Consider the following 21,268-nt stretch of genomic DNA (forward strand, 5'->3'; position numbering starts at 1 on the left):
AATTAAGGGACAAGGGAAGCACGCAAAGTACACAGCAGGAAATAGATAGAGTCTGCTAAATATAGACAAGCCCCCACTATATCTAAATTTGGTAGTTCCGCTATCATAGGTTTCCCTTTAGACCGGTAACTTTGCGTCTCTAGCTTTCGCTAGATTTGCCCTTATCGAGCTTTAGAAGCTCTAAAAACATTATAAGCTATGAAGCTTGCTTGTAAACCTTTATCATTGATAATGTAAAATCAGCCGCCAAAAGCGGAAGGATATTTTTTCTAAATGATTGAATAAACGAGAAAATTTAAGGTATGTCTGTAAATAAATTATTATTATTAATATTACTCTTACAGGTTAGTTATTCGGCTAACACCTACGCGGCTGATGAAAATTTAACAATTATTGAACAAAATATTAGTAAAGTTGAACGCTTGTTTTTAACCGATCCTGAACAATTAGATAACGACGAAGTGGTGCAGTTATCTCAAGATATTATTCAAAATAGAACCTTTTATGAAAATAACACCGTTGGAAAAGTATTTAGTTTATTAGCGGACGCGGCAACGAATAAAGGGGATTTATCTCGCGCCATGCAATTTTCACTTGATGGTGAAAGCTTAACTAATATTGATGTCTCTTTACGGCTGACATTAATGCTGAAAATAACTTCAGGATATTATTTTCGTGGCAAGTTCAAACAAGCTCAGCAAATGGCTGAAGAATCCGTTAACTTAGCGACACAATTGAATAATCCTACTTTTTTAGTAAAAGCATTAAGTTATCGTTCAATGACTAATGCTTTAAATCTTAACCATCAGCAAGCCTTTTCAGATCTAGAACGCGTAAAACAATATTTAACAAAGCATCAAGAGTTTTCGGATCATCTTGCCGTATTAAATGTGATAGCCAATGCCTATTTTTATACTGGCGATTATCAAACCTCAGTTACCTTGTATAATCGAATTTTGAAGCTTCGTTACGATTTATCTAAAGTTAATAATATTGAAAGTACTTATACTGATTTAGCGAGATCTTATTTAAGCTTAGGGCGTTTAGACGATGCTCATCATGGTTTTTGGAAAGCGATTACACTTGCGGAAAAGAAAGAGGCACCTATCAGAGTCGCCTATGGAAAAATGGGCTTGGGGCAGGTTTTGTACCGGCAAAATAAAGCAGAAAAATCATTAGAGCAATTGCTAGTCGCTAAAACACTTTTTCATGGCCAAAATTTATCTTTACCTTATTTAACAACACTGATTTATTTAGCAAAAGCGAGTCAACTACTTAACAAAAATGAGATTGCCTTTCAATATTTGAAAGAAGCTGAATTGGTTGCTGAGCGTGTCGAATTAACTCATGAGCAAATTGAACTATATGCTTTACTAGCAACTATGTACCAGAACAAACAATTGTTCGAAAAAGCCTTAATCGCTCAAGTTAAATATACTGAGCTGTTAAAGAAGTTTAGTTTATCAAAGCAAAAACTGTTTAACATGATGGATGCTGAAACACTGGCAACGGAAAAACGTCGAGATTTATCACTAGGTATGGCGGAAGAAACTGATTTAAAAAGTCAGTTTACTCAAAAATATCAGCAACAAAAAAATATTATCATTTTCTTAATTGCTATCATCGTATTATTGTTTTGCTTATTATTATTTTTAGGGTTTAGAACCCGCGCATTAAGACTTAATCAGCAGTACGACGATGTTGAGAAACCGCTAGATTATCTTGCAAGTCCTTCGCAAACGAAAAAGTTTTATCAACAACATTTTAAAATGGCGAGAAAGTATGAATATCCGTTAATTGTCGGTTATTTTTCTATTGATAATTGGCAAGAATTAGAATTTCAATTTAGCAAACGTGTGATCGCAGAAGTTTCTCGTACTATTTCGACATTAGTGAATGAATATCGTGGTGAATTTGACCAAGTCGGACTCATTAATCAAGGCGAATATTTATTTTTATGCCCACATCAAGATAGCCAATATTTGAAAGAAGTTTTTGAGAAATTAACTGAGGCATTAAAGGTGCAATTTTTCGCAAATTTGGGTGAGTTTTCCATTAAAATTGGCTACGATTACCAGTCTCCAGGTGTTCAAGATATTGATCCGTATATATTCTTATCACGGTTGAGTGAGTCAACTCGAGCTGAGTATAGTAGTTATAAAAATTAGGCGTATTTATGATATTTAGTCTTTTCATTGTTATCGTTTTTGTTGTGCTGAGCGTTTATTATTATTTCCGTTCAGAAAAATTAGCTGTGGAATTAAAAGGTATAAAAAAAGAAGCTAGCATTATTAAAAAAGAATCAAAAGTGATGATTGACGCTTTTGCCATAGTTGTCAAAAAGAATGAAGATTTTATCCATTTCAGATTTAAAGCAGCGCAAGAAAATTGTAAAGACAATGAGCTAATAGTTTTACTTACGCCTTTAGTGACAAACTATGCGACGATTTGTCGGGAAAGTCTTCGCGGCAAAGATGAAATGCATAAAATTGCGAAAAAATGTTGTGAAAATTACCAGTCTGGTAGCTTTAAACGTTTGACTATTTATATTAATTCACAAGAAAGCCATATTAAGCGTGCGTGGAATAGCAACAACCTTAAAGGTTTTGTCACTTTTATGGAAAGCATGGTACTTTCATTAAAACCGTAAATCGCTTAAACCATAAATATAAACCAGAGCAAGAAATTTAACCGCGAAAGATCAACAGCTCCTAGTTATTTAGGTTTGTTTTTTAACATTTCACGTAAATTTGCTACCCCCATTTTTGCTGTTTGTTCTTTTTGTTCTTGGCTTTTTTTCACTTGGCTTAACTCCCATTTTAAATCATCTTGCGGGAGTTCATGCAAGAATCGACTGGCTTCGGTGCGAGCGACTTCACCAAACTGTCGGCGTTCGCGAGCATAGGTAAAGATCAATTCACGCTGTGCTCGGGTGATCCCTACGTAGGCAAGTCTACGTTCTTCTTCAACATTGCCTTCATCGATACTGGTTTGATGCGGTAATAAACCTTCTTCCATACCAATTAAAAAAACAAAAGGGAATTCTAAGCCTTTTGATGCATGTAAGGTCATCAGCTGTACTTGATCACTTTCTTCTTCATCTTCATTACGTTCCATCATGTCACGTAAAGTTAGCCTAGTTACAACTTGGGCAAGCGTCATCGGATCTTCATCTTCATCACCTTCAAGCATTTGTTGTACCCAACTAAATAACTGTGTGACATTTTTCATGCGCATTTCTGCCGCTTTGGCACTGGGTGACGTGTCGTATAACCAATCTTCATAGTTAATTTCACGTACCATAGCGCGTAAAACCGCAGGAGTGTCGCCACGTTCAGCATGGTCAGCCGTTTCTACTATCCATTGAGTAAAACGTTGTACGGCAGCTAAACCTCTGCCTTGCAGATGTTGCTCTAAACCCAATTCAAAACTTGCAGCAAACATACTGATTTGACGCATATTCGCGTAACTACCGAGCTTTTCTAAGGTGGTTGGTCCTATTTCTCGACGCGGTACATTAACGATGCGAAGAAAGGCATTGTCGTCGTCAGGATTCACTAGTACGCGTAAAAACGCCATCATATCTTTAATTTCAGAACGTGAGAAAAACGAGGTGCCGCCGCTAATTTTATAAGGAATTCGGTTGGTCATTAACGCTTTTTCAAGCAAACGAGATTGATGATTGCCTCGATAGAGTATGGCGTAATCTTTAAATTTAGATCGGTTTAAAAAACGATGACCAATGAGTTCACCTACCACTCTTTCAACTTCATGCTCTTCATTTTTTGTTTGGACAACCCTAAGCTCAACCCCATAATTTAGCTCACTAAATAAAGCTTTGTCGTACACATGTGGGTTATTGGCGATCAGTATATTGGCGCATTTTAAAATGCGGCCACTTGAGCGATAATTTTGTTCAAGCTTAATTAATTTAAGCTGAGGGAAATCTTCTCCTAAAAGCACTAAGTTTTGAGGTTTAGCGCCACGCCAAGAATAAATAGATTGGTCATCATCACCTACCACGGTTAATAATCCTTTTTCACCGGTGATAAGTTTCACTAATTCATATTGACTTGCATTAGTATCTTGATATTCATCAACCAACATATATTGTATTTTTTGCTGCCAACGTGCTTTTACTTCAGGAAAGTTTTTTAACAATAAAGTAGGAATTAAAATTAAATCATCGAAATCTAGCGCGTTATAGGCTTTCATATGCTTTTGATACATCGCATAAAACTCAGCATACATTTTAGTGTCGGCATCACTAGCCATTTTGATTGCGCTATCAGGCAGCAAGAGATCATTCTTCCAGTTTGAAATCATACTTTGCAATTTGCTCAGTAAATCTTTATCGCCGTCTAACTCGTCTTGAGTGAGCTCTTTTAGTAATGCCAAAGTGTCTTGATCATCAAAAAGAGTGAAGCCGGGCTTGTAGCCTAAGGTTTTAATTTCTTTACGAACAATATCTAAGCCTAATGAATGAAAGGTTGAAACCGTTAAGCCTCGAGTGAGCGCTTTATCTAACATGTTAACCACACGTTCTTTCATTTCTCGGGCGGCTTTATTGGTAAAGGTTACTGCGGCAATGTTTTTAGCTTTGTAATCGCACTTTTGAATAAGATAAGCAATTTTTTGGCAAATAACCCCAGTTTTTCCACTACCGGCACCTGCCAAAACAAGGCAAGGGCCACTGACATATTTTACTGCTTCATTTTGTCCAGGGTTAAGTTTCATTATTTTTAATAAATGTGTTCGATAAAAGCTAAAGGGCGGTGATTTTACCTTGTTTACTTTAAACCGTATAGTGAATTAGACGTTGGCAAAACGGTTATTTGTATTACAATAGCCTGATAGGTTTTCGACAGGTTCAAATAATGATTAATGCCAAAAAAATTGAAGATATCGCCAAACAAGTCACAGACGCTATTCCTCCAGGTTTGAAAAATATTGCGGCAGATTTTGAAGATAAAACAAAAACGGTTTTACAACGCAAACTTTCGCAATTAGACGTCGTTTCTCGTGAAGAATTTGATGTGCAAACCCAAGTCTTATTAAAAACGCGTGAAAAAATAGCGCAATTAGAAACAAAAATTGCTGAAATAGAAGCTAAGTTTTCTGAAGAAAGTTAAGACAAATTTTATATTTATTTGTCTTAACTCACATTACCCTGAGCTTTAAGCTTCGTCATTTACAATTGACCAAACGGCTAACTCGTTACCGCTAGGCTCAATAAAATGAAAACGTCTACCGCCGGGGAAATCAAATATAGCTTGTGATATTTGACCGCCAGCTTGCTCTACATTTTCCTGTGTTTGCTCTAGGTTTTCGCTCAACAGCACAAGTAAAGCTGAACCATTTGCGGTGGTTGATTTTAGGTCTGCACGATAAAAACCACCATCAAGTCCTTGATCACTAAAAGAAGTATAATCAGGGCCGTAATCAACAAATGACCAATTAAATGCTGTTTGGAAAAATTGCTTGGTTGCTTGAATATCTTGTGCAGGAAATTCCACGTAATTTAATTTTTCATTTTTATTGTTCATAAATTATCTACCAATGGTTTGCATGTTTTGCAAAGTGTATGAATAAAATCATCTTTTTTCACCTTTAATTTATAGGACTGCTGGCAGCACATGAAAAAATATAAGGTTAATGAATATTAAGCCATTGAGTTACAGGTGACTGAAATAAAAACCTTTATTCAACTCTCGCCATTTTATGCTTATAATCGTGCTAAAATACTATTAACGACTTGAAGCATTTTTGATAAGCCACGGATACGGTATTTAGCAACTTAACAAAATACTGGGTTTAATTTTAATTATGCTGAATTTTAGCAAATACATGACTAAGAATGCAGGGTGCGAACCTATCAACAATAGTCGATTATTTCTCTATTCTTTACGCTACTTTTCAATATTATTTCTTTTAACGATTAATTTTAGCAGTAAAGCTGACACGTTAACCTTACCTGAATTTAAAGAAGGTACATTAGGTAATTATCTTCACTATTTCCAAGAAACTAATGCGCGATTAGCGCTTAACGAAGCACAGCAAAAGTTTTACCAATCAAACGTTAACAAAGGATCTAGTCATTCTATTTCATTGGGTATTGACGTTGCACCTGTGTGGATGAAATTTACCGTAAATAACACGAGCGAATTAGCCGAATCGTATCGGTTATCCGTTGAAACCCCATGGCTTGACTATATTGACACTTGGTTAGTTCACGAAGGTAACGTTATTCAACATATACAAGGTGGTGATGCTTATCCTTATGAACAAAGACCTATGCCCTATCGATTTTATGCATTTGAACATAGCTTTGCTCCAGGAAAAACAGAAGTTTTCTATCGTATTGAAACAAAAGGCCCTATGGCTATTCCTATACATTACAGTACGGTGCAAAATGCGATAAATCGAGATATTGCCAGTGGCTATCAATATGGCTTTTTATACGGGATTATGTTGGCGCTGGCTTTATATAATCTCGTATTGTATGTTTTTATTCGACAAAAGGAATATGGCTTATATAGCTTATATTTGATTGGTTTTGTGTTAAATAGCCTTTCATATACGGGTCAATTACACACTGTTTTTACTTACGATTTTGGTCCTTATTTTCAAGATTGGTTAGATATATTTTTAATGATCACCTATAGCGTTGCTGGATTGCATTTTGCCCGCTTATTACTGAAAACAAAATATTATGCTTTAAAACTTGACCAATTTGTGGTCCGCACCACAATCTTTATTCCGGCGGGAATGGTGATTGGTTTTGTTTTTGATCAATTATTTTTTTCCATGGTCTTAGCTTTTTTGCTTAATACCTGTTTCGTTATACTGTTTATTGCATTAGGTATTAGAGCGTTAATGGCAGATAAACCTTTTGCGCTAATTTTTATTCTATCGTCAGTGACAGCTGCTATTTGTATCACTATCTCTACTCTCGCAGTTGCAGGATTTTTAGTGCCTTACAATGGTTATACGTTTAAAGCTATTGAAGTGGGTATGGCATTTGAAGCGGTTTTATTGGCCGTTATTTTAGCGAGACAATTTCGTATGGCAAAACTCGACAAAATTATTGCTGAAACCTATGCTCGCACTGACGCATTAACGCAATTAAATAACCGACGAGGTTTTCAAGAATTAACACAACCTATTTGGCAAGGTATCATTCGATCAAAAAGAGATGCTGCTATTGTGTTGTTAGATATCGACTTTTTTAAACGTTTTAATGATCAATATGGTCACGAGATTGGTGATAAAGTTTTAATAGCAGTAGCACAATGTATAAAAGAAACAGCACGAAAAGGTGACATTTTTGCTCGTTGGGGGGGAGAAGAATTTATATTGTTTTTACCTGAAACGTCCGAGAATCAGGCTTATTTGCAAGCTGAACGAATAAGAGCCGCAATAGAGCGACTCGAAATTCAAGTAATTAAACTTCCTCTATCAGTAACGGCAAGCCTTGGGATTGCTGGCACTAGCGATGGTTATTTTCAAAATGAACCACTATCATTAAGCGCTCTTGAACCAATGATAAACTCTGCTGATCGCGCCTTATACGTAGCAAAACAGAAAGGCAAAAATCAAGTTTGCCCATCTAAATAGCGTTATTTTTTTAACTTTGCAAAGGCGTCGGCAAAGGCGTTCCCCATAGCAGCATTTTCAACAGCTTTGGGCTTACTTCTAATCGGTTTGTTGCTCGTGTTTTTTTGAGCTTTTTTAGCGTGGTTAGCCTGTGGCTTATGTTGCGTTTGTGGTTTTTCTGTTGATGATACAATGGCATCATTTAAACGCATAGTTAAGCTGATTCGCTTACGCGCTGGATCTACTTCAATGACTTTAACTTTGACAATTTCGCCGGTTTTTACGATTTCTCGAGGATCACTGACGAACTTATCGGTTAACGCTGAAATATGTACTAAACCGTCTTGATGCACGCCTAAATCGACAAAAGCGCCAAAGTTGGCAACATTTGAGATAACACCTTCTAACATCATACCTACTTTAAGGTCGTTAATGGTGTTAATGCCTTCTTTAAATTGTGCCGTTTTAAACTCAGGGCGAGGATCACGTCCGGGTTTTTCAAGTTCACTAACAATATCTTTTATGGTTAATTCACCAAAATTATCGTCGACAAGCTCGTTGATATTTAGCTTGTTTAATTGTGCTTTATCGCCCATTAATGAGCTAATATCACTTTGTAATTGTTGTATTATTTTTTCAACAATTGGATAGGTTTCTGGGTGAACGCCAGAGCTGTCTAACGGGTTTTCACCTGCGGTTATTCGCAGAAAGCCAGCGGCTTGTTCATAGGCTTTTGGTCCTAATCGCGCCACTTTCTTTAAGGTTTTACGATTGTTAAATCGGCCATGTTCATCGCGATACGCCACGACATTTTGCGCCATGGTTTTATTTAAGCCTGACACACGCGCTAGTAAAGCGGCTGAGGCATTGTTTAAATCAACGCCAACATTATTTACACAATTTTCAATCACATTATCAAGCATTTGGCTTAATTGACTTTGGTTTACATCATGCTGATATTGCCCAACACCTATCGCTTTTGGATCAATTTTTACTAGCTCAGCTAAAGGATCTTGTAACCTACGGGCAATAGAAACCGCACCGCGCAGAGAAACATCTAAATCAGGGAATTCATCAGCGGCTAGTTCTGATGCTGAATAAACGGAAGCTCCTGCTTCACTGACGATCATTTTTTGTGGTTTATTTTTTTCAAGGCTTTGAATCATTTCACCAACTAAGGTGTCACTTTCTCTAGACCCAGTGCCATTGCCAATAGCGATTAATTCTACTTTGTATTGTTGACATAAATTAGCCAAGGTTCGTAAGGATTTATCCCAATGATTTTGCGGCGCATGAGGAAAAATAGTGGTGGTGTGTAATAGTTTTCCTGTGCTGTCGACAATGGCAATTTTACAGCCGGTTCTTAAACCAGGGTCTAAGCCTAACGTTGTTTTGGCGCCAGCCGGTGCTGCCATTAATAAGTCAGATAAATTGGTGGCAAATACTTTAATCGCTTCTGTTTCTGCCCGTTCTCGTAATTGCCCTAATAATTCAGTTTCTAAATGAACACTTAATTTAGCTTTCCAGGCTAATCGAATCGTTTTCGTGAGAAAATCCGCGGCATTCTGTCCTGAAAGCCTAAAGTTATAATGCTCAAATATGATTTGTTCTGCGCTAGTAAAGCTACCCGTTTCATTGTTTGGGTCAACCACAATACTTAGTTGTAGCATGTTTTCATTGCGTCCTCTAAACATTGCGAGTGCACGATGTGAAGGTACTTTGTTTAAGCGTTCTGAAAAATCAAAATAGTCTTTATATTTTAACCCTTCTTGCTGTTTTCCTTTTGCTACCGTACTGGTTAAGTGCGCTTGTTTGAGGATATGTTGACGCAATTTTTGTAATAAGTTTGCGTCTTCAGCAAACCGTTCAATAATTATATAGCTTGCTCCTTCAAGCACGGCTTTAACGTCGGCAAAGCCTGCATCGGCATTGATATAAGCACTTGCTTCTTTTTCTGGCGATAACTGCCAATTGTTGTAAAGGCTATTGGCAAGCGGTTCAATACCTGCTTCAATGGCAATTTGTCCTTTAGTTCGTCTTTTTGGGCGATAAGGTAAGTATAAATCTTCAAGTCGAGTTTTATTATCAGCTTGATTAATTTCATTGGCTAACGATGGCGTTAATTTACCTTGTTGTTCAATATTTAATAAGATAACTTTTTTACGATCTGCTAAATCACGTAAATAGCGAAGGCGCTGGTCAAGATGACGTAAATGATTGTCGTCCAACCCCTGAGTGGCTTCTTTTCTATATCGTGCAATAAAAGGCACAGTTGCGCCATCATCAAGTAAATTAATTGCCGCATTAATTTGTTGTGGTTTTACGTTTAATTCTTGTGCAATTTGTTCGGCAATTGGCGCCATATTAAGCTGTCCTTAATAAATTTTGATAATGTGTAAATTGGGACGGATTTCGATAATACAAGCGTCGATAACATGTCTATTAGTATTATAAATCTGTTGTTATAAATTGCGAATTACATCAATGACGGCATTTTTCATTAAGAAGCTAATAATTGAATAATCTTAATAAAGTCGTAGTCTTATCTAGTTGCTATCGTTAAAATGCCTAAATGAGAAAATCAAATTACATCACCCGTGAGGGTTGGGACCGTTTAGACAAAGAACTAAAGTATCTTTGGAAAGAAGAACGTCCGCGCATCACCCGCTCTGTTTCAGAAGCTGCTGCTCAAGGCGACAGAAGCGAGAATGCAGAGTATATTTATGGTAAAAAACGCTTAAGAGAAATTGATCGTCGTGTACGGTTTTTAGTGAAGCGTACTGAAGAACTGACGATTGTTTATTATGATCCTAAGCAAGAAGGTAAAGTATTCTTCGGAGCTTGGGTCACCTTGTTAAATGAGGATGACCAAGAAGTTTCTTATCGAATTGTTGGTCCTGATGAATGGAATGCTAAAACCGGTGAAATTAGTATTGATTCGCCGATGGCACGTGCGTTAATCGGGAAAGCAGTAGATGATGAAGTGGTGGTAAAAACCCCGGAAGGTGAACGGGTGTTTGATGTCATAAAAATTTGGTATAAATAGCTATTTATGTACTTTAATTAAAGGCTTAGTCAAAACTATATAAGAAATTAAGGGAAAATCATGTTCAATAAATTATTAATCATATTACTAATAACCTTTGGTATTTTTCCTGCTTTTGCCAAGCAAACTAATCCTAACTATGATGCGACGTTAGCGGCAAAATTTGGCGCTGATGAATATGGCATGAAAAGTTTTGTGTTGGTGATGTTAAAAACCGGTACGAATACCACAGATGATCAAGAGAAAATCACAGAACTCTTTAAAGGTCATATGGCTAATATTAAAAAGCTGGTCGCCGAGAAAAAACTGATTGTTGCTGGTCCTATGGGAAAAAATGATAATGCTTATCGTGGTATCTTTATTTTAGATGTTACCGGTTTAGATGAAGCTGAAGCGTTAATGCAAACAGATCCTGCCATTAAAGCTAAGCTATTAACCGCTGAATTATACCCTTGGTATGGCTCTGCAGCGTTATCGGCCTATTTAGAAACGTCGGATAAAATTTGGCAAAAAAGTCCTTAATTATTTGAAAATATGCGTTAACTATTAAGTCAAAACAATATTAGTCAACTTCATTGATAAGGATATTCATGAAAGCTATCACAATATTTATCATATTTACTTTTCTTACATTACCAAGCCTCGCTAATAAAGAGCTATTACCGAGAGAATTCTTATTAAATGGAATAGAAGAACACTATGTAAATGAACTCATTTATCTTAATGAAACCATTATGTTAGATGAAATTGAGTTTTGCTCTTTTACTTACAAGCCATTTAAATCTTGTCGCTCTATTCACGCTAAGTTTCTTTTACTGATTCCAATACATGAAACAACACTAAAAAATCAAACATATGGCGTTGAATATATAGATGGTGAAATGGTTGAGAGGGAAATGTCGATTTATGAGAAATTATTTATTGATAAAGTGCTAGAATATTTTAATAAAATAACTGATGAATACAAAACGAATTCATCGACTTTAAATAAAATTCAACAGAAATTAGAAAGAGTCAAAAAGAGAAAAGCCGTCTCGAAAGAAAACGTTGATCATCATTAGTTGAGTGATTACCGACTTAAACCTATTGGTAAAAGCCGGTATCATCAAATCATTATTTAATCATTCTTACGCCCACTGGTGTTTGACAAATATCTAACACAGGTGGTGGCTTTTTATAGAAAAACGCATTGTCTCGTTTTCTTCTATCTGATAATTTTTTGGCGTAATTTGGGTGCTCAGTATTTTTAATTTCTAACTGTATTTGTTGCTCTTTTGGCAAGTCACTCATTAATTGCACTTTCACCATAGGGGTAAAGTCTTTCGGATCGACAGGGGTGTCTCCTTCAATGACAGAAGTACGAGTAATGGCTTGCACATGATTCATACCGTAAACCACTCGGCCAAATACCGTCATAATACGGTCTAAATATCTAGGTGCTTGTCCGTTGGTGATATAAAAATGACTCGTTGCGGTATCAGGGGCATTTGTCCTTGCCATGGCGATAACGCCAGGGCAATGTAACAACCAGGCTTTTTGTTCATTGTTGTCTCTGCCTAAGGCAAAGCCATCTTTAAACCCTGTTTGTGGCGCAAATAAATCGTGATCTTGTACTAAGGTAAAAGACCAATCTTTATCGATAGAAAAATCACCTTCTATTTTCAATGGTGTAATGGCCTTGTCTTTAGTACTCCCGTCTTCAGGCCCGCCTTGTGTTACAAAACCATCAATTACACGATAAAATTTATTACCATCATAATAACCTTGTTGGGCAAGGGTTTTAAAACGCTTAACATGATTAGGCGAAAACTGTGGCGCGAGTTCAATAACTACTTTGCCGTGAGGAAGTGTTAATAAAATAGCATTTTCGGGGTCTAATGTACGCCATTCATTGCCTGAAGCAATTGCCTTGAAAACCGCTATTAAGGTGATAATTACTACGGTGAATTTTTTCATCATAACCATGTACTCTTTTTGTTGTTATTGATTTTACTATACAGGATTCACTTGGTGTTAAACCATGAAATTGTTAATATATTACGATAAAAATTGTGTAAGTTTGGAGTGTTTTGTGAACAAAAGCGTTGTTACTAATTTGCTTGCTTTAGCCTTTATAATTGTTGGGCATGTCTTTAATCATCATTTGATTTTTACCGTAGGAGTTTTCGCATTATCAGGGGCGATCACGAATTGGATAGCAATACACATGCTTTTTGAAAAGGTGCCATTTTTATATGGTTCAGGAGTTATTCCTGCTCGATTTGAAGAATTTAAACAGGGTATTCGTCACTTAATGATGGAACAATTTTTTACTGAAGAAAATATTGATCGTTTTCTTTCTGGTCAAAATGGTGGTTCAGGAAATTCAACCGGCATAAATTTAGCCCCAATCATTGAACAAGTTGATTTAAGCCCCGCGTTTGATGATTTAGTGCAAGTGATTGAAAACTCGTCATTCGGCGGCATGCTGGCAATGGTTGGAGGAAGTGAAGCGTTACAACCGCTAAGAGAACCTTTTATTGAAAAAATGAAGTGCAGCGTTGTTGAAATTTCGCAAAGTGAAGCATTTAATCAAATATTACGTAAGGAGCTTGAACAACCCAATGTGATGGCTGAAATGCGTGAAAAAGTTAGTGATATCATTGAAAAACGATTAAATGAATTAACACCGCAACTTGTAAAGGAAATTATCCAAGAGATGATCCGTAAACATTTAGGGTGGTTAGTAGTGTGGGGTGGGGTATTTGGTGGGTTGATTGGTTTAATCGCTGCTATTACTCGAACCTTTTAGGCACTAGAAAGCGCAGTGAAAAATACTTTCGAGCAATGTTCGCTATTGTTATGCGAATATTTAAGTGCCACTATTATGGTTAGATTTTAGATAAAAACAGAATTAAATGATGAAAATTTCGGTTGCCTTAATATTGATTTTATTCGCGTTTAAAAGCTACGCAGTCACTATTACTCTTTTTGACCAAAATCAAAAACCTTTATCTAATGCGGTAGTTTGGTTAACCCCGACGAATAAAGTACTAATGAAAGCGCCATCAACTGACCCTTTCATTATGATGCAAAAAGATCGTCAATTTATCCCTCATATTCTAGTTGTGCCACAAAACGCCCAAGTGGAATTCCCCAACGCCGATTCAATCATGCATCACGTATATTCTTTTTCGAAAAGTAAAACATTTGAGCTTAAGCTTTATCGAGAACAGCCACAAACGGCGATTACTTTTGATCAAACGGGGGTGGTAGAGCTTGGCTGTAATATTCATGATTGGATGTTAAGTTTTATTGTTGTTGTCGATAGCCCTTTTTATGCTATCACCAATGAAAATGGCAATGTTTCTTTCAATATTGAGCCAGATAATTATACGCTAAATATATGGCATGAAGGATTCACTGATTTTAGTCAAGTAGAATCTGAATCTATCCAGATAACGGAAAATAATTTTAGCTATTCATTAAAACAAGCAATCAAGCCAATTGTTGCCATAGATGTAGATGAATTTGATGATTATTAATACTTACTTAAGAATTTATATTTTTTGCCTTTGTTGTCTCAGCTTCTATGCTCATGCCCAGGTAAAAGGGCTTATACAAATGAGTGCTATAAACGCTGACGCTCAATTAAGTTATCAACAAGGAGGAGTAGGACTTTATCGCTATGACGAGGATAATGACGGTTTACTCTTATCGCAAGGTCTTCTTGAATTTAGATATGATTTGACCTCAGATTGGTCGGCTCATGGTGTTATGAATGCTTATCAAGATCCAGATCCAACTATTGGCTTTAGTCAAGCTTACTTGCGTTATCAGCCTTTAACCAATAGTCGGTATAAATGGCATTTACGTGTTGGAGGATTTTATCCTTTATTGTCTCTAGAAAATCCTGATATTGGATGGATTTCACCGTATAACTATACCAATTCGGCAATAAACAGCTGGGTAGGGGAAGAGTTAAAAACATTTGGCCTTGAAGCAACGTTTAAACTGCCGGGTAAAAGTTATAGAAGCCCGCATAGTTTTACTTTTGTTGGAGCAACATTCAAAGGCAATGATCCAGCGGGTACTTTGCTTTCTTGGCGAGGTTGGGCAATGCATGACCGCCAAACACTTTTTAATGAAGCGATAAGGTTTGCACCGATAGCATCTTTAAATACACCACAATTACAATTTCAAGCGAATCAAGATTTGCCCTTTACCGAAGTGGATGGTCGCTTCGGATTTTATGCTGGTATACATTGGGATTATTTAAAACAATCTCAATTTCGTTTTTATTATTATGACAATAATGGGGATCCTTCTGTACTTAATCAAAACACTGGGCAATATGCATGGGATACAAGTTTTTCAAGTGCTGCATGGCTCTATAAACTGACTAATAATACTCGCGTTATTGCTCAACTAATGTCAGGCAAGACAGCAATGGGGAAGAACAGAGGCATAGATAATCGCTTCTATAGCCATTTTATAATGCTCAGTCATAAAATGGCTAAACATCGATTTTCATTCCGTTATGACTATTTTGAAGTAACTGATATTGATGATTGGCAGTTTGATCCAAATACCAGTCAAGGTGAAGGGGTGACTGCGACGTGGCGCTACCAACTTACACCACAATGGCAACTAGGGATTGAAGGTGCAGTGATGGATAGTCAAGCGGATAATCGTGCGGCCATAGGGTTCAAATCACGCTTTTCTCAACAACAAATGACGTTAACGGCACAATTTCGCTTTTAATAAGTTAATGAACAACGCACTGTAAATATTATGTAATTTTTCCACTACACTTCGAGCACAAGCAGCAACTGACTTTCATGAGAATCCTCTTTAATTTTCTCTTTATTACGGCTATGCTTGCGCTTAAATCTCAGGGGTTTATAAAACAAGTATTTCGAAGGCGTTATACCTGTTAAATTCCGATCATTATATAAGGTAAACGGAGTCATGTTTGGTCGCTTAAAGGCATTGCCTGCCGATCCTATTTTAGGGTTATTAGCAAAATATCGTGAAGATGAGAACCCACAAAAGATTGATCTAGGTGTGGGTGTTTATAAAGATGAATCAGGTCATACTGCAATTTTAGATTGCGTGAAGAAAGCTGAAAAATATCGAAACGATAACGAAGATACCAAAGTGTATATTGGCCCTACCGGCTCACCTGTTTTTAATGATGAAATGAGTAAATTAATTTTTGGTCATCATAACGTTTTACTTGAGAATCGCGCACGTACGGTTTCTACTCCAGGAGGCACAGGCGCATTACGCGTTGCGGCTGAATTTATTAAGTCATGCAAAGCGGGTGCAACCATTTGGGTGAGCAATCCTACATGGGCAAATCATACCGGTTTATTCGAAGCGGCGGGTTTAACCGTAAAAACATATCCGTACTATGATTACGAAAATAAGACCCTTGATTTTGATGGTATGTTAGCCGCACTAAAAGAAGTGAGTGCTGATGATGCTGTGTTACTACATGCTTGTTGTCATAATCCAAGCGGTATGGACTTAACGAATGAGCAATGGCAACAAGTTGCCGAAGTAGCTAAATCTGTTGGCTTTTTACCTGTGGTAGACATGGCTTATCAAGGTTTTGGCGAAGGCTTAGATGAAGATGCGTATGGTTTACGTTTAATGGCCGACAGTGTTGGAGAAATGATCGTATGTAGTTCTTGTTCTAAGAATTTTGGTTTGTACCGAGAGCGAATCGGGGCGATTACTATTATTGGTCAATCATCGGCGGCGGTTGATGTGGCAAACTCTGTTTTACTTTATGTAATACGGGTAATTTATTCGATGCCGCCAGCTCATGGTGCTGCGCTTGTGGAAACAATTTTACATTCGGATGAATTACGTCAGCAGTGGTTTGTTGAGCTAAAAGAAATGCGCGATCGCATTAATGGTAACCGTCAATTATTGGTTGATAAATTGATTGAAAAAGGCGTTACTCGAGATTTTAGCTTTATTACCCGTCAAATGGGGATGTTCTCTTTCTTGGGTATTACTCCAGAACAAGTTCAACAACTTCAAGATGAGTATAGTATTTATATGGTAGGTTCTAGCCGAATGAGTATTGCAGGCATTGCTAACTCAAACGTTGATTATTTAGCCGAATCTATCGCTAAAGTACTTTAATATATTTAGCTAGCGGCTTAAAAACAAAAAACGGATAGCGAGAAATCGTTATCCGTTTTTTATGTGCTGAGGTTTATCTTGTTAGTGATTTAATTAATTGTGCTTAGTGTTCGAGCGCATTAATAAAACAAATAACCCCGCGACTAATATTAATATCGTTGAAGGCTCTGGTACTTTTACTGAAGGTTCTTTAGTACGAACAACCTGTACGTTCGCTTGCAAATGCTTATTGGTATAAAAGCGAACATCATCAAGCGTTGCGCCGTCACCCATAATGTAAGTGGTGTTATTACCTAAAAATGTCCCACTGATATTTGCGCCACCAAAATTAAACTCGTTTTGAGCAAAATTATTGCTGAAATTAAAAAGTACGTTACTGCTAGATATTCCACCGGTTAATAAAATACCAGCTAATGAGCCTACTTTAATATTACTCGCAACATTAATGATCACTTCATCATTAGCACTACCAGATATCGTGAGAAATTCGCCGGTCGCTAAATTAATTTCATTAACAGAATAAACATTATGAGCACCCGCATCTAACGTTAATGTACCAGTGATATCACTGATGTTTTCACCTGTTAATGCAGTTGCAAATGCATTGGCTTGCGCAATAGCTGATTCTAACTGATTAATTTCACCGCACGTGCCAGAAGTACCATCAACGGTTGTATTCGGTCCCATGCCACTTGCTTGGTAGCAGGCATCGCCATGAATTTTTACGTTAGGTGCTGTCGACAAATAATATTGTGAGGCAACACTGCCGTATATTTCAGCTTCACTACCTAGAATTAAACTTGAGCTGGCACCGCCAACAGCAAAGGTGTATTTATCAACTGTACTTAGGTCTACACCTAAATCAATTAATCCTGCATTTGCTGTAGAGGTAATGAAACTACTGACAAATACGAAAACGATTAACACGTTATTTTTTAAATTAAGCACAAACAGCCCTTATCAATATGACTAATATAAAAATGACAGCGCTATCATAGCAGATGTTTGTTCATAAAAGATACTAAAATGAGTTTTTACTCTATAAATTTTAGCTATATTTGTAGAGCATTGTTGACGAATTAATCAACATCTCCTTTAAATTGTAGGCATGGCAGCGAAATTTAAACAATATAGTTACCTGTTAAAGCCATAGGAAAAATGTATGAATTTCGGTATAGTGCGGCAAATATTGTTTAAGTTAGGAGTGTAGTGTGGCTACAACCGGTAATTTATTTATCCTTTCAGCGCCGAGTGGCGCAGGAAAGTCGAGCTTAATTTCTGCGTTATTAAAACAAGCAAGTTCACGAGAAATGCAAGTGTCTGTTTCTCACACCACACGCCAACCAAGGCCTGGTGAGGTTGATGGTCAGCATTATCACTTTGTCAGTGTCGAAAAATTTAAGCAGCAAATTGCTAATAATGAGTTTTATGAATATGCCGAAGTGTTTGGTAATTATTATGGAACCTCTGAAGCAGCTATTGATAAACAATTAGCAAAAGGCATTGACGTTTTTCTTGATATTGATTGGCAAGGTGCTCAGCAAGTGCGAATGAAAAAGCCCGATGTCACCACTATTTTTATCAGTCCTCCTTCTAGGCAAGCTCTTGAAGAAAGGCTTCGCTCTCGCGGTCAAGACAGCGACGAAGTGATTGCAAGCAGAATGGCGCAAGCGACAGCAGAATGTTCTCACTATCAAGAATTTGATTACATCATTGTGAACGATGATTTTGAACAAGCACTTGCTGATTTAACGACTGTTGTGAACAATCAACGCTTAAAACGTAGCCAACAAGTAGAAAATCATCAACTTTTATTCAAAGATCTATTGGCTAACGATTAAGCACATAGTAAACTACGCAACTATTTTATAAATTTTAAACGTTGGAGTGACCAAATGGCTCGCGTAACTGTTGAAGATGCCGTAGATAAAATCGGTAATCGTTTTGACTTGGTGTTAATTGCATCTCGTCGTGCTCGTCAAATTGCTACGGGTGGAAAAGATCCTTTGGTTGAAGAAGAAAATGACAAACCTACTGTTATTGCTTTGCGTGAAATCGAAGAAGGTTTAATCACAACTGAAGTGATGAATGAAACTGATCGTCATGAGCAAGTACAACAAGAGTCTGCAGAGCTTGCAGCTGTTGCTGCTATTGTTGGTGGTCAAGAGCAACAACAATAAGGTTAATAATGTTAATGGCGGTGTGCCGTTAGCTTTATCAAACAATAGCGCGTAATTATGACTTCATGATTGCGCGTTTTTTATTGCAAAAATAATGTTTGACAGAGATACCTTTGGTGCTTGGTATTCCTGTTAATTCGTCGTATTCTTAGTATTAATACGTTTCACTTCGTTCAGCTATCAAACAGGAAAATGTGTGTACCTTTTTGAACCACTAAAAGAACTCGTTTCTAGTTATTTATCAAAAGTACAAATAGATCTACTTAAGCAAGCCTATATTGTCGCTCGAGATGCACATGAAGGGCAGATGCGTTCTAGTGGTGAGCCTTATATTACTCATCCCGTGGCTGTTGCTTATAATTTAGCAAAAATGCACCTTGATCATGAAACCTTAATGGCAGCGTTATTACACGATGTTATTGAAGATACTGAAATAACAAAGGATGAATTAGCAGAATTATTTGGTCACACGGTTGCTGAACTGGTTGAAGGTGTGAGCAAGCTCGATAAGCTAAAGTTTGATAACAAAGAAGAAATGCAGGCGGAAAACTTCCGTAAAATGGTACTTGCTATGGTGCAAGATATCCGCGTTATTCTGATCAAACTGGCTGATCGTACACATAACATGCGCACGCTGGAATCATTAAGACCGGATAAAAGGCGTCGAATTGCTCGTGAAACGCTTGATATTTATGCGCCTATTGCTAATCGCTTGGGTATTCATGATATTAAAAATGAGTTAGAAGTTTTAGGCTTTGAAGCTTTGTATCCGATGCGTTCTCGGGCATTAAAATCGGCAGTAAAACAAGCGCGCGGTAATCGTAAAGAAATTGTCCAAAACATCCAAGAAGAAGTAGCGGCACGGCTCGAAGAAAGTGGTATTAGTGCCAAAGTTGTGGGTCGAGAGAAGCATCTTTTTTCTATCTACCGAAAAATGCTTAATAAAGAATTAATGTTTAATGAAGTGATGGACATTTATGCGTTTAGAGTTGTCGTTGATAGTAAAATTGACGACTGTTACCGTGCATTGGGCGCTGTTCATAACTTATTTAAGCCAATTGAAGGTCGTTTTAAAGATTATATAGCTATTCCAAAAACCAATGGTTATCAATCGCTTCATACCTCATTAATTGGTCCACACGGCATTCCGGTTGAAATACAAATTCGTACTAACGACATGGACCAAATGGCCGACAAAGGTGTTGCGGCTCACTGGTTATACAAACAAGATGGCGATGAAAGTGGTACGACTGCGCAAATGAAAGCGAGTCGTTGGATGCAAAGTTTATTGGAATTGCAGCAAAGTGCCGGTAGTTCATTTGAGTTTATTGAAAACGTAAAATCTGATTTATTCCCTGAAGAAATTTATGTCTTTACGCCAGACGGAAGAATTATTGAATTGCCAATGGGTGCAACGGCTGTTGATTTTGCTTATGCGGTGCATACCGATGTGGGTAACTCATGTGTGGGGGTTAAAGTCGACCGTAAACCATATCCTCTTAGTCAACCCTTAGACTCAGGGCAAACGATTGAAGTCATTACTTCATCAGCGGCTCGACCAAATGCAACCTGGTTAAACTTTGTTGTGACGGCAAAAGCTCGATTACAAATTCGAACTTACTTACGCTCACAAGAGCAAACTGAATCTTATGCACTCGGGCGTCGATTACTGAATCACGCATTAGGTAAAATTGAAATTGAAGATATTGATCAAGCAAAAATTGATCAAGTTGTGAAGGAAACCGACAATAAAAATTTAGATGAGTTATTAATTAATATTGGTTTAGGGAATGCACTTAGTATTGGTATTGCTCGTCGATTAACGGATGAATTTACCGAAGATAATGAAATAGCGCCTTCAGCGAACAAAGCAAAAATGCCGATTAAAGGCACCGAAGGTATGTTAGTGAGTTATGGTAAATGTTGTCGTCCTATTCCTGGAGATGGCATTCTTGCTTACTTAAGCCCAGGTAAGGGCCTAATAGTTCACCAGCAAAGTTGTAAAAATATTAAGGGCACAAAAGAATCGCAACTATTCCCTGTAAGATGGGACACAGATATTGACAGAGATTTTATTGCCAAACTTAGGGTTGAAATTGTCAATCATCAAGGAGCACTCGCGGCATTAACTAATGTAGTTGCACGTTGTGGCTCTAATGTTCACACCCTTAATTCAGGTGAAAAAGAGTCAGGTTTATATGTCATTGATATGGAAATTACCTGTCGAAACCGAATTCATTTAGCGGATATTATTCGAAAAATTAAAGTCATGGTTGATGTGCAACGAGTTGTACGTAACAAATAAGCA

19 protein-coding genes and 1 riboswitch are annotated in these 21,268 nt (G+C 37.2%); of the genes, 14 read left to right on the forward strand and 5 right to left on the reverse strand.

The window, feature by feature from the left end:
• Positions 1-87 precede the first annotated feature (87 nt).
• A riboswitch (cyclic di-GMP riboswitch) is annotated at positions 88-170 on the reverse strand.
• A 132-nt stretch (positions 171-302) separates the two neighbouring features.
• Together Q4493_RS05715 and Q4493_RS05720 are read left to right on the forward strand one after the other, a co-directional pair.
• Positions 303-2,168 carry a tetratricopeptide repeat protein gene (locus Q4493_RS05715; RefSeq protein ID WP_303450140.1) on the forward strand — a complete coding sequence of 622 codons (1,866 nt, stop codon included), beginning with the start codon at positions 303-305 and terminating at the stop codon, positions 2,166-2,168.
• A gap of 8 nt (positions 2,169-2,176) precedes the next feature.
• Complete coding sequence (locus Q4493_RS05720) at positions 2,177-2,650, forward strand: hypothetical protein (protein WP_303450142.1); 474 nt, start codon at positions 2,177-2,179, stop codon at positions 2,648-2,650.
• A gap of 65 nt (positions 2,651-2,715) precedes the next feature.
• On the opposite strand, the gene rep is transcribed toward Q4493_RS05720, so the two are convergent.
• A complete protein-coding gene (gene rep, locus Q4493_RS05725) occupies positions 2,716-4,737 on the reverse strand; it encodes a DNA helicase Rep (RefSeq protein WP_303450144.1) in 2,022 nt (673 codons plus the stop codon).
• A gap of 140 nt (positions 4,738-4,877) precedes the next feature.
• Here rep and Q4493_RS05730 point away from each other — a divergent pair, with 140 nt between their 5' ends.
• Complete coding sequence (locus tag Q4493_RS05730) at positions 4,878-5,132, forward strand: accessory factor UbiK family protein (RefSeq protein WP_303450146.1); 255 nt, start codon at positions 4,878-4,880, stop codon at positions 5,130-5,132.
• 45 nt (positions 5,133-5,177) lie between these two features.
• Here Q4493_RS05730 and Q4493_RS05735 read toward each other — a convergent pair whose 3' ends face one another.
• Complete coding sequence (locus Q4493_RS05735; protein ID WP_303450147.1) at positions 5,178-5,546, reverse strand: VOC family protein; 369 nt, start codon at positions 5,544-5,546, stop codon at positions 5,178-5,180.
• 301 nt (positions 5,547-5,847) lie between these two features.
• Between Q4493_RS05735 and Q4493_RS05740 the strand changes: the two genes are divergently transcribed.
• The gene (locus Q4493_RS05740; RefSeq protein ID WP_303450150.1) at positions 5,848-7,617 is read left to right on the forward strand and encodes a diguanylate cyclase; all 1,770 of its coding nucleotides are present in this window, start codon (positions 5,848-5,850) and stop codon (positions 7,615-7,617) included.
• A 2-nt stretch (positions 7,618-7,619) separates the two neighbouring features.
• Here the strand turns inward: Q4493_RS05740 and Q4493_RS05745 are convergent, their stop codons facing one another.
• A complete protein-coding gene (locus Q4493_RS05745; protein WP_303450153.1) occupies positions 7,620-9,959 on the reverse strand; it encodes a Tex family protein in 2,340 nt (779 codons plus the stop codon).
• A gap of 209 nt (positions 9,960-10,168) precedes the next feature.
• Here Q4493_RS05745 and greB point away from each other — a divergent pair, with 209 nt between their 5' ends.
• The 3 genes from greB to Q4493_RS05760 all read left to right on the forward strand — a co-directional run bounded on the left by greB (position 10,169) and on the right by Q4493_RS05760 (position 11,703).
• Positions 10,169-10,642, forward strand: coding sequence for a transcription elongation factor GreB (greB, locus tag Q4493_RS05750; RefSeq protein ID WP_303450155.1), 474 nt, complete (start codon positions 10,169-10,171; stop codon positions 10,640-10,642).
• A 60-nt stretch (positions 10,643-10,702) separates the two neighbouring features.
• Positions 10,703-11,164, forward strand: coding sequence for a YciI family protein (locus Q4493_RS05755; RefSeq protein ID WP_303450158.1), 462 nt, complete (start codon positions 10,703-10,705; stop codon positions 11,162-11,164).
• Positions 11,165-11,232: 68 nt separating this feature from the next.
• Entirely contained in the window at positions 11,233-11,703 is a 471-nt protein-coding gene (locus Q4493_RS05760; protein WP_303450160.1) for a hypothetical protein, read from the forward strand.
• Between the two features lie 52 nt (positions 11,704-11,755).
• On the opposite strand, the gene Q4493_RS05765 is transcribed toward Q4493_RS05760, so the two are convergent.
• The gene (locus Q4493_RS05765; protein ID WP_303450163.1) at positions 11,756-12,601 is read right to left on the reverse strand and encodes a peptidylprolyl isomerase; all 846 of its coding nucleotides are present in this window, start codon (positions 12,599-12,601) and stop codon (positions 11,756-11,758) included.
• A 112-nt stretch (positions 12,602-12,713) separates the two neighbouring features.
• Between Q4493_RS05765 and Q4493_RS05770 the strand changes: the two genes are divergently transcribed.
• The 4 genes from Q4493_RS05770 to Q4493_RS05785 all read left to right on the forward strand — a co-directional run bounded on the left by Q4493_RS05770 (position 12,714) and on the right by Q4493_RS05785 (position 16,780).
• Positions 12,714-13,433 carry a DUF445 family protein gene (locus tag Q4493_RS05770; RefSeq protein ID WP_303450165.1) on the forward strand — a complete coding sequence of 240 codons (720 nt, stop codon included), beginning with the start codon at positions 12,714-12,716 and terminating at the stop codon, positions 13,431-13,433.
• A 106-nt stretch (positions 13,434-13,539) separates the two neighbouring features.
• Positions 13,540-14,166: a methylamine utilization protein gene (locus Q4493_RS05775; protein WP_303450167.1), complete on the forward strand. Its 627-nt coding sequence runs from the start codon at positions 13,540-13,542 to the stop codon at positions 14,164-14,166.
• Positions 14,156-15,385 (forward strand): hypothetical protein, encoded by a 1,230-nt coding sequence (locus Q4493_RS05780; protein WP_303450169.1) that lies wholly within the window; start codon positions 14,156-14,158, stop codon positions 15,383-15,385. The genes Q4493_RS05775 and Q4493_RS05780 overlap by 11 nt, the downstream gene beginning before the upstream one ends.
• A 207-nt stretch (positions 15,386-15,592) precedes the next feature.
• Positions 15,593-16,780, forward strand: coding sequence for an amino acid aminotransferase (locus Q4493_RS05785; protein WP_303450172.1), 1,188 nt, complete (start codon positions 15,593-15,595; stop codon positions 16,778-16,780).
• A gap of 93 nt (positions 16,781-16,873) precedes the next feature.
• On the opposite strand, the gene Q4493_RS05790 is transcribed toward Q4493_RS05785, so the two are convergent.
• Positions 16,874-17,728, reverse strand: coding sequence for a PEP-CTERM sorting domain-containing protein (locus tag Q4493_RS05790; RefSeq protein ID WP_303450174.1), 855 nt, complete (start codon positions 17,726-17,728; stop codon positions 16,874-16,876).
• A 263-nt stretch (positions 17,729-17,991) separates the two neighbouring features.
• On the opposite strand from Q4493_RS05790, the gene gmk reads away from it, so the two are divergent.
• The 3 genes from gmk to spoT all read left to right on the forward strand — a co-directional run bounded on the left by gmk (position 17,992) and on the right by spoT (position 21,265).
• Positions 17,992-18,621: a guanylate kinase gene (gene gmk, locus Q4493_RS05795; protein ID WP_303450176.1), complete on the forward strand. Its 630-nt coding sequence runs from the start codon at positions 17,992-17,994 to the stop codon at positions 18,619-18,621.
• Positions 18,622-18,675: 54 nt separating this feature from the next.
• The gene (rpoZ, locus tag Q4493_RS05800) at positions 18,676-18,960 is read left to right on the forward strand and encodes a DNA-directed RNA polymerase subunit omega (protein ID WP_303450179.1); all 285 of its coding nucleotides are present in this window, start codon (positions 18,676-18,678) and stop codon (positions 18,958-18,960) included.
• Positions 18,961-19,156: 196 nt separating this feature from the next.
• Positions 19,157-21,265 (forward strand): bifunctional GTP diphosphokinase/guanosine-3',5'-bis pyrophosphate 3'-pyrophosphohydrolase, encoded by a 2,109-nt coding sequence (gene spoT / locus Q4493_RS05805; protein WP_303450180.1) that lies wholly within the window; start codon positions 19,157-19,159, stop codon positions 21,263-21,265.
• The last annotated feature ends 3 nt before the right edge of the window (positions 21,266-21,268 follow it).

It is taken from the genome of Colwellia sp. 1_MG-2023 (genome assembly GCF_030546755.1).
Classification (GTDB): domain Bacteria; phylum Pseudomonadota; class Gammaproteobacteria; order Enterobacterales; family Alteromonadaceae; genus Thalassotalea_H.

Excerpts from the sequence above, each read along its gene's own strand:
- Q4493_RS05755 (WP_303450158.1), top strand. The coding sequence starts at position 10,703 with ATGTTCAATAAATTATTAATCATATTACTAATAACCTTTGGTATTTTT.
- rep (WP_303450144.1), bottom strand. The coding sequence starts at position 4,737 with ATGAAACTTAACCCTGGACAAAATGAAGCAGTAAAATATGTCAGTGGC.
- Q4493_RS05720 (WP_303450142.1), top strand. The coding sequence starts at position 2,177 with ATGATATTTAGTCTTTTCATTGTTATCGTTTTTGTTGTGCTGAGCGTT.
- Q4493_RS05760 (WP_303450160.1), top strand. The coding sequence starts at position 11,233 with ATGAAAGCTATCACAATATTTATCATATTTACTTTTCTTACATTACCA.
- rpoZ (WP_303450179.1), top strand. The coding sequence starts at position 18,676 with ATGGCTCGCGTAACTGTTGAAGATGCCGTAGATAAAATCGGTAATCGT.
- Q4493_RS05765 (WP_303450163.1), bottom strand. The coding sequence starts at position 12,601 with ATGATGAAAAAATTCACCGTAGTAATTATCACCTTAATAGCGGTTTTC.
- Q4493_RS05745 (WP_303450153.1), bottom strand. The coding sequence starts at position 9,959 with ATGGCGCCAATTGCCGAACAAATTGCACAAGAATTAAACGTAAAACCA.
- greB (WP_303450155.1), top strand. The coding sequence starts at position 10,169 with ATGAGAAAATCAAATTACATCACCCGTGAGGGTTGGGACCGTTTAGAC.
- Q4493_RS05730 (WP_303450146.1), top strand. The coding sequence starts at position 4,878 with ATGATTAATGCCAAAAAAATTGAAGATATCGCCAAACAAGTCACAGAC.
- Q4493_RS05740 (WP_303450150.1), top strand. The coding sequence starts at position 5,848 with ATGACTAAGAATGCAGGGTGCGAACCTATCAACAATAGTCGATTATTT.
- Q4493_RS05735 (WP_303450147.1), bottom strand. The coding sequence starts at position 5,546 with ATGAACAATAAAAATGAAAAATTAAATTACGTGGAATTTCCTGCACAA.
- Q4493_RS05775 (WP_303450167.1), top strand. The coding sequence starts at position 13,540 with ATGATGAAAATTTCGGTTGCCTTAATATTGATTTTATTCGCGTTTAAA.
- Q4493_RS05715 (WP_303450140.1), top strand. The coding sequence starts at position 303 with ATGTCTGTAAATAAATTATTATTATTAATATTACTCTTACAGGTTAGT.
- Q4493_RS05780 (WP_303450169.1), top strand. The coding sequence starts at position 14,156 with ATGATTATTAATACTTACTTAAGAATTTATATTTTTTGCCTTTGTTGT.
- Q4493_RS05785 (WP_303450172.1), top strand. The coding sequence starts at position 15,593 with ATGTTTGGTCGCTTAAAGGCATTGCCTGCCGATCCTATTTTAGGGTTA.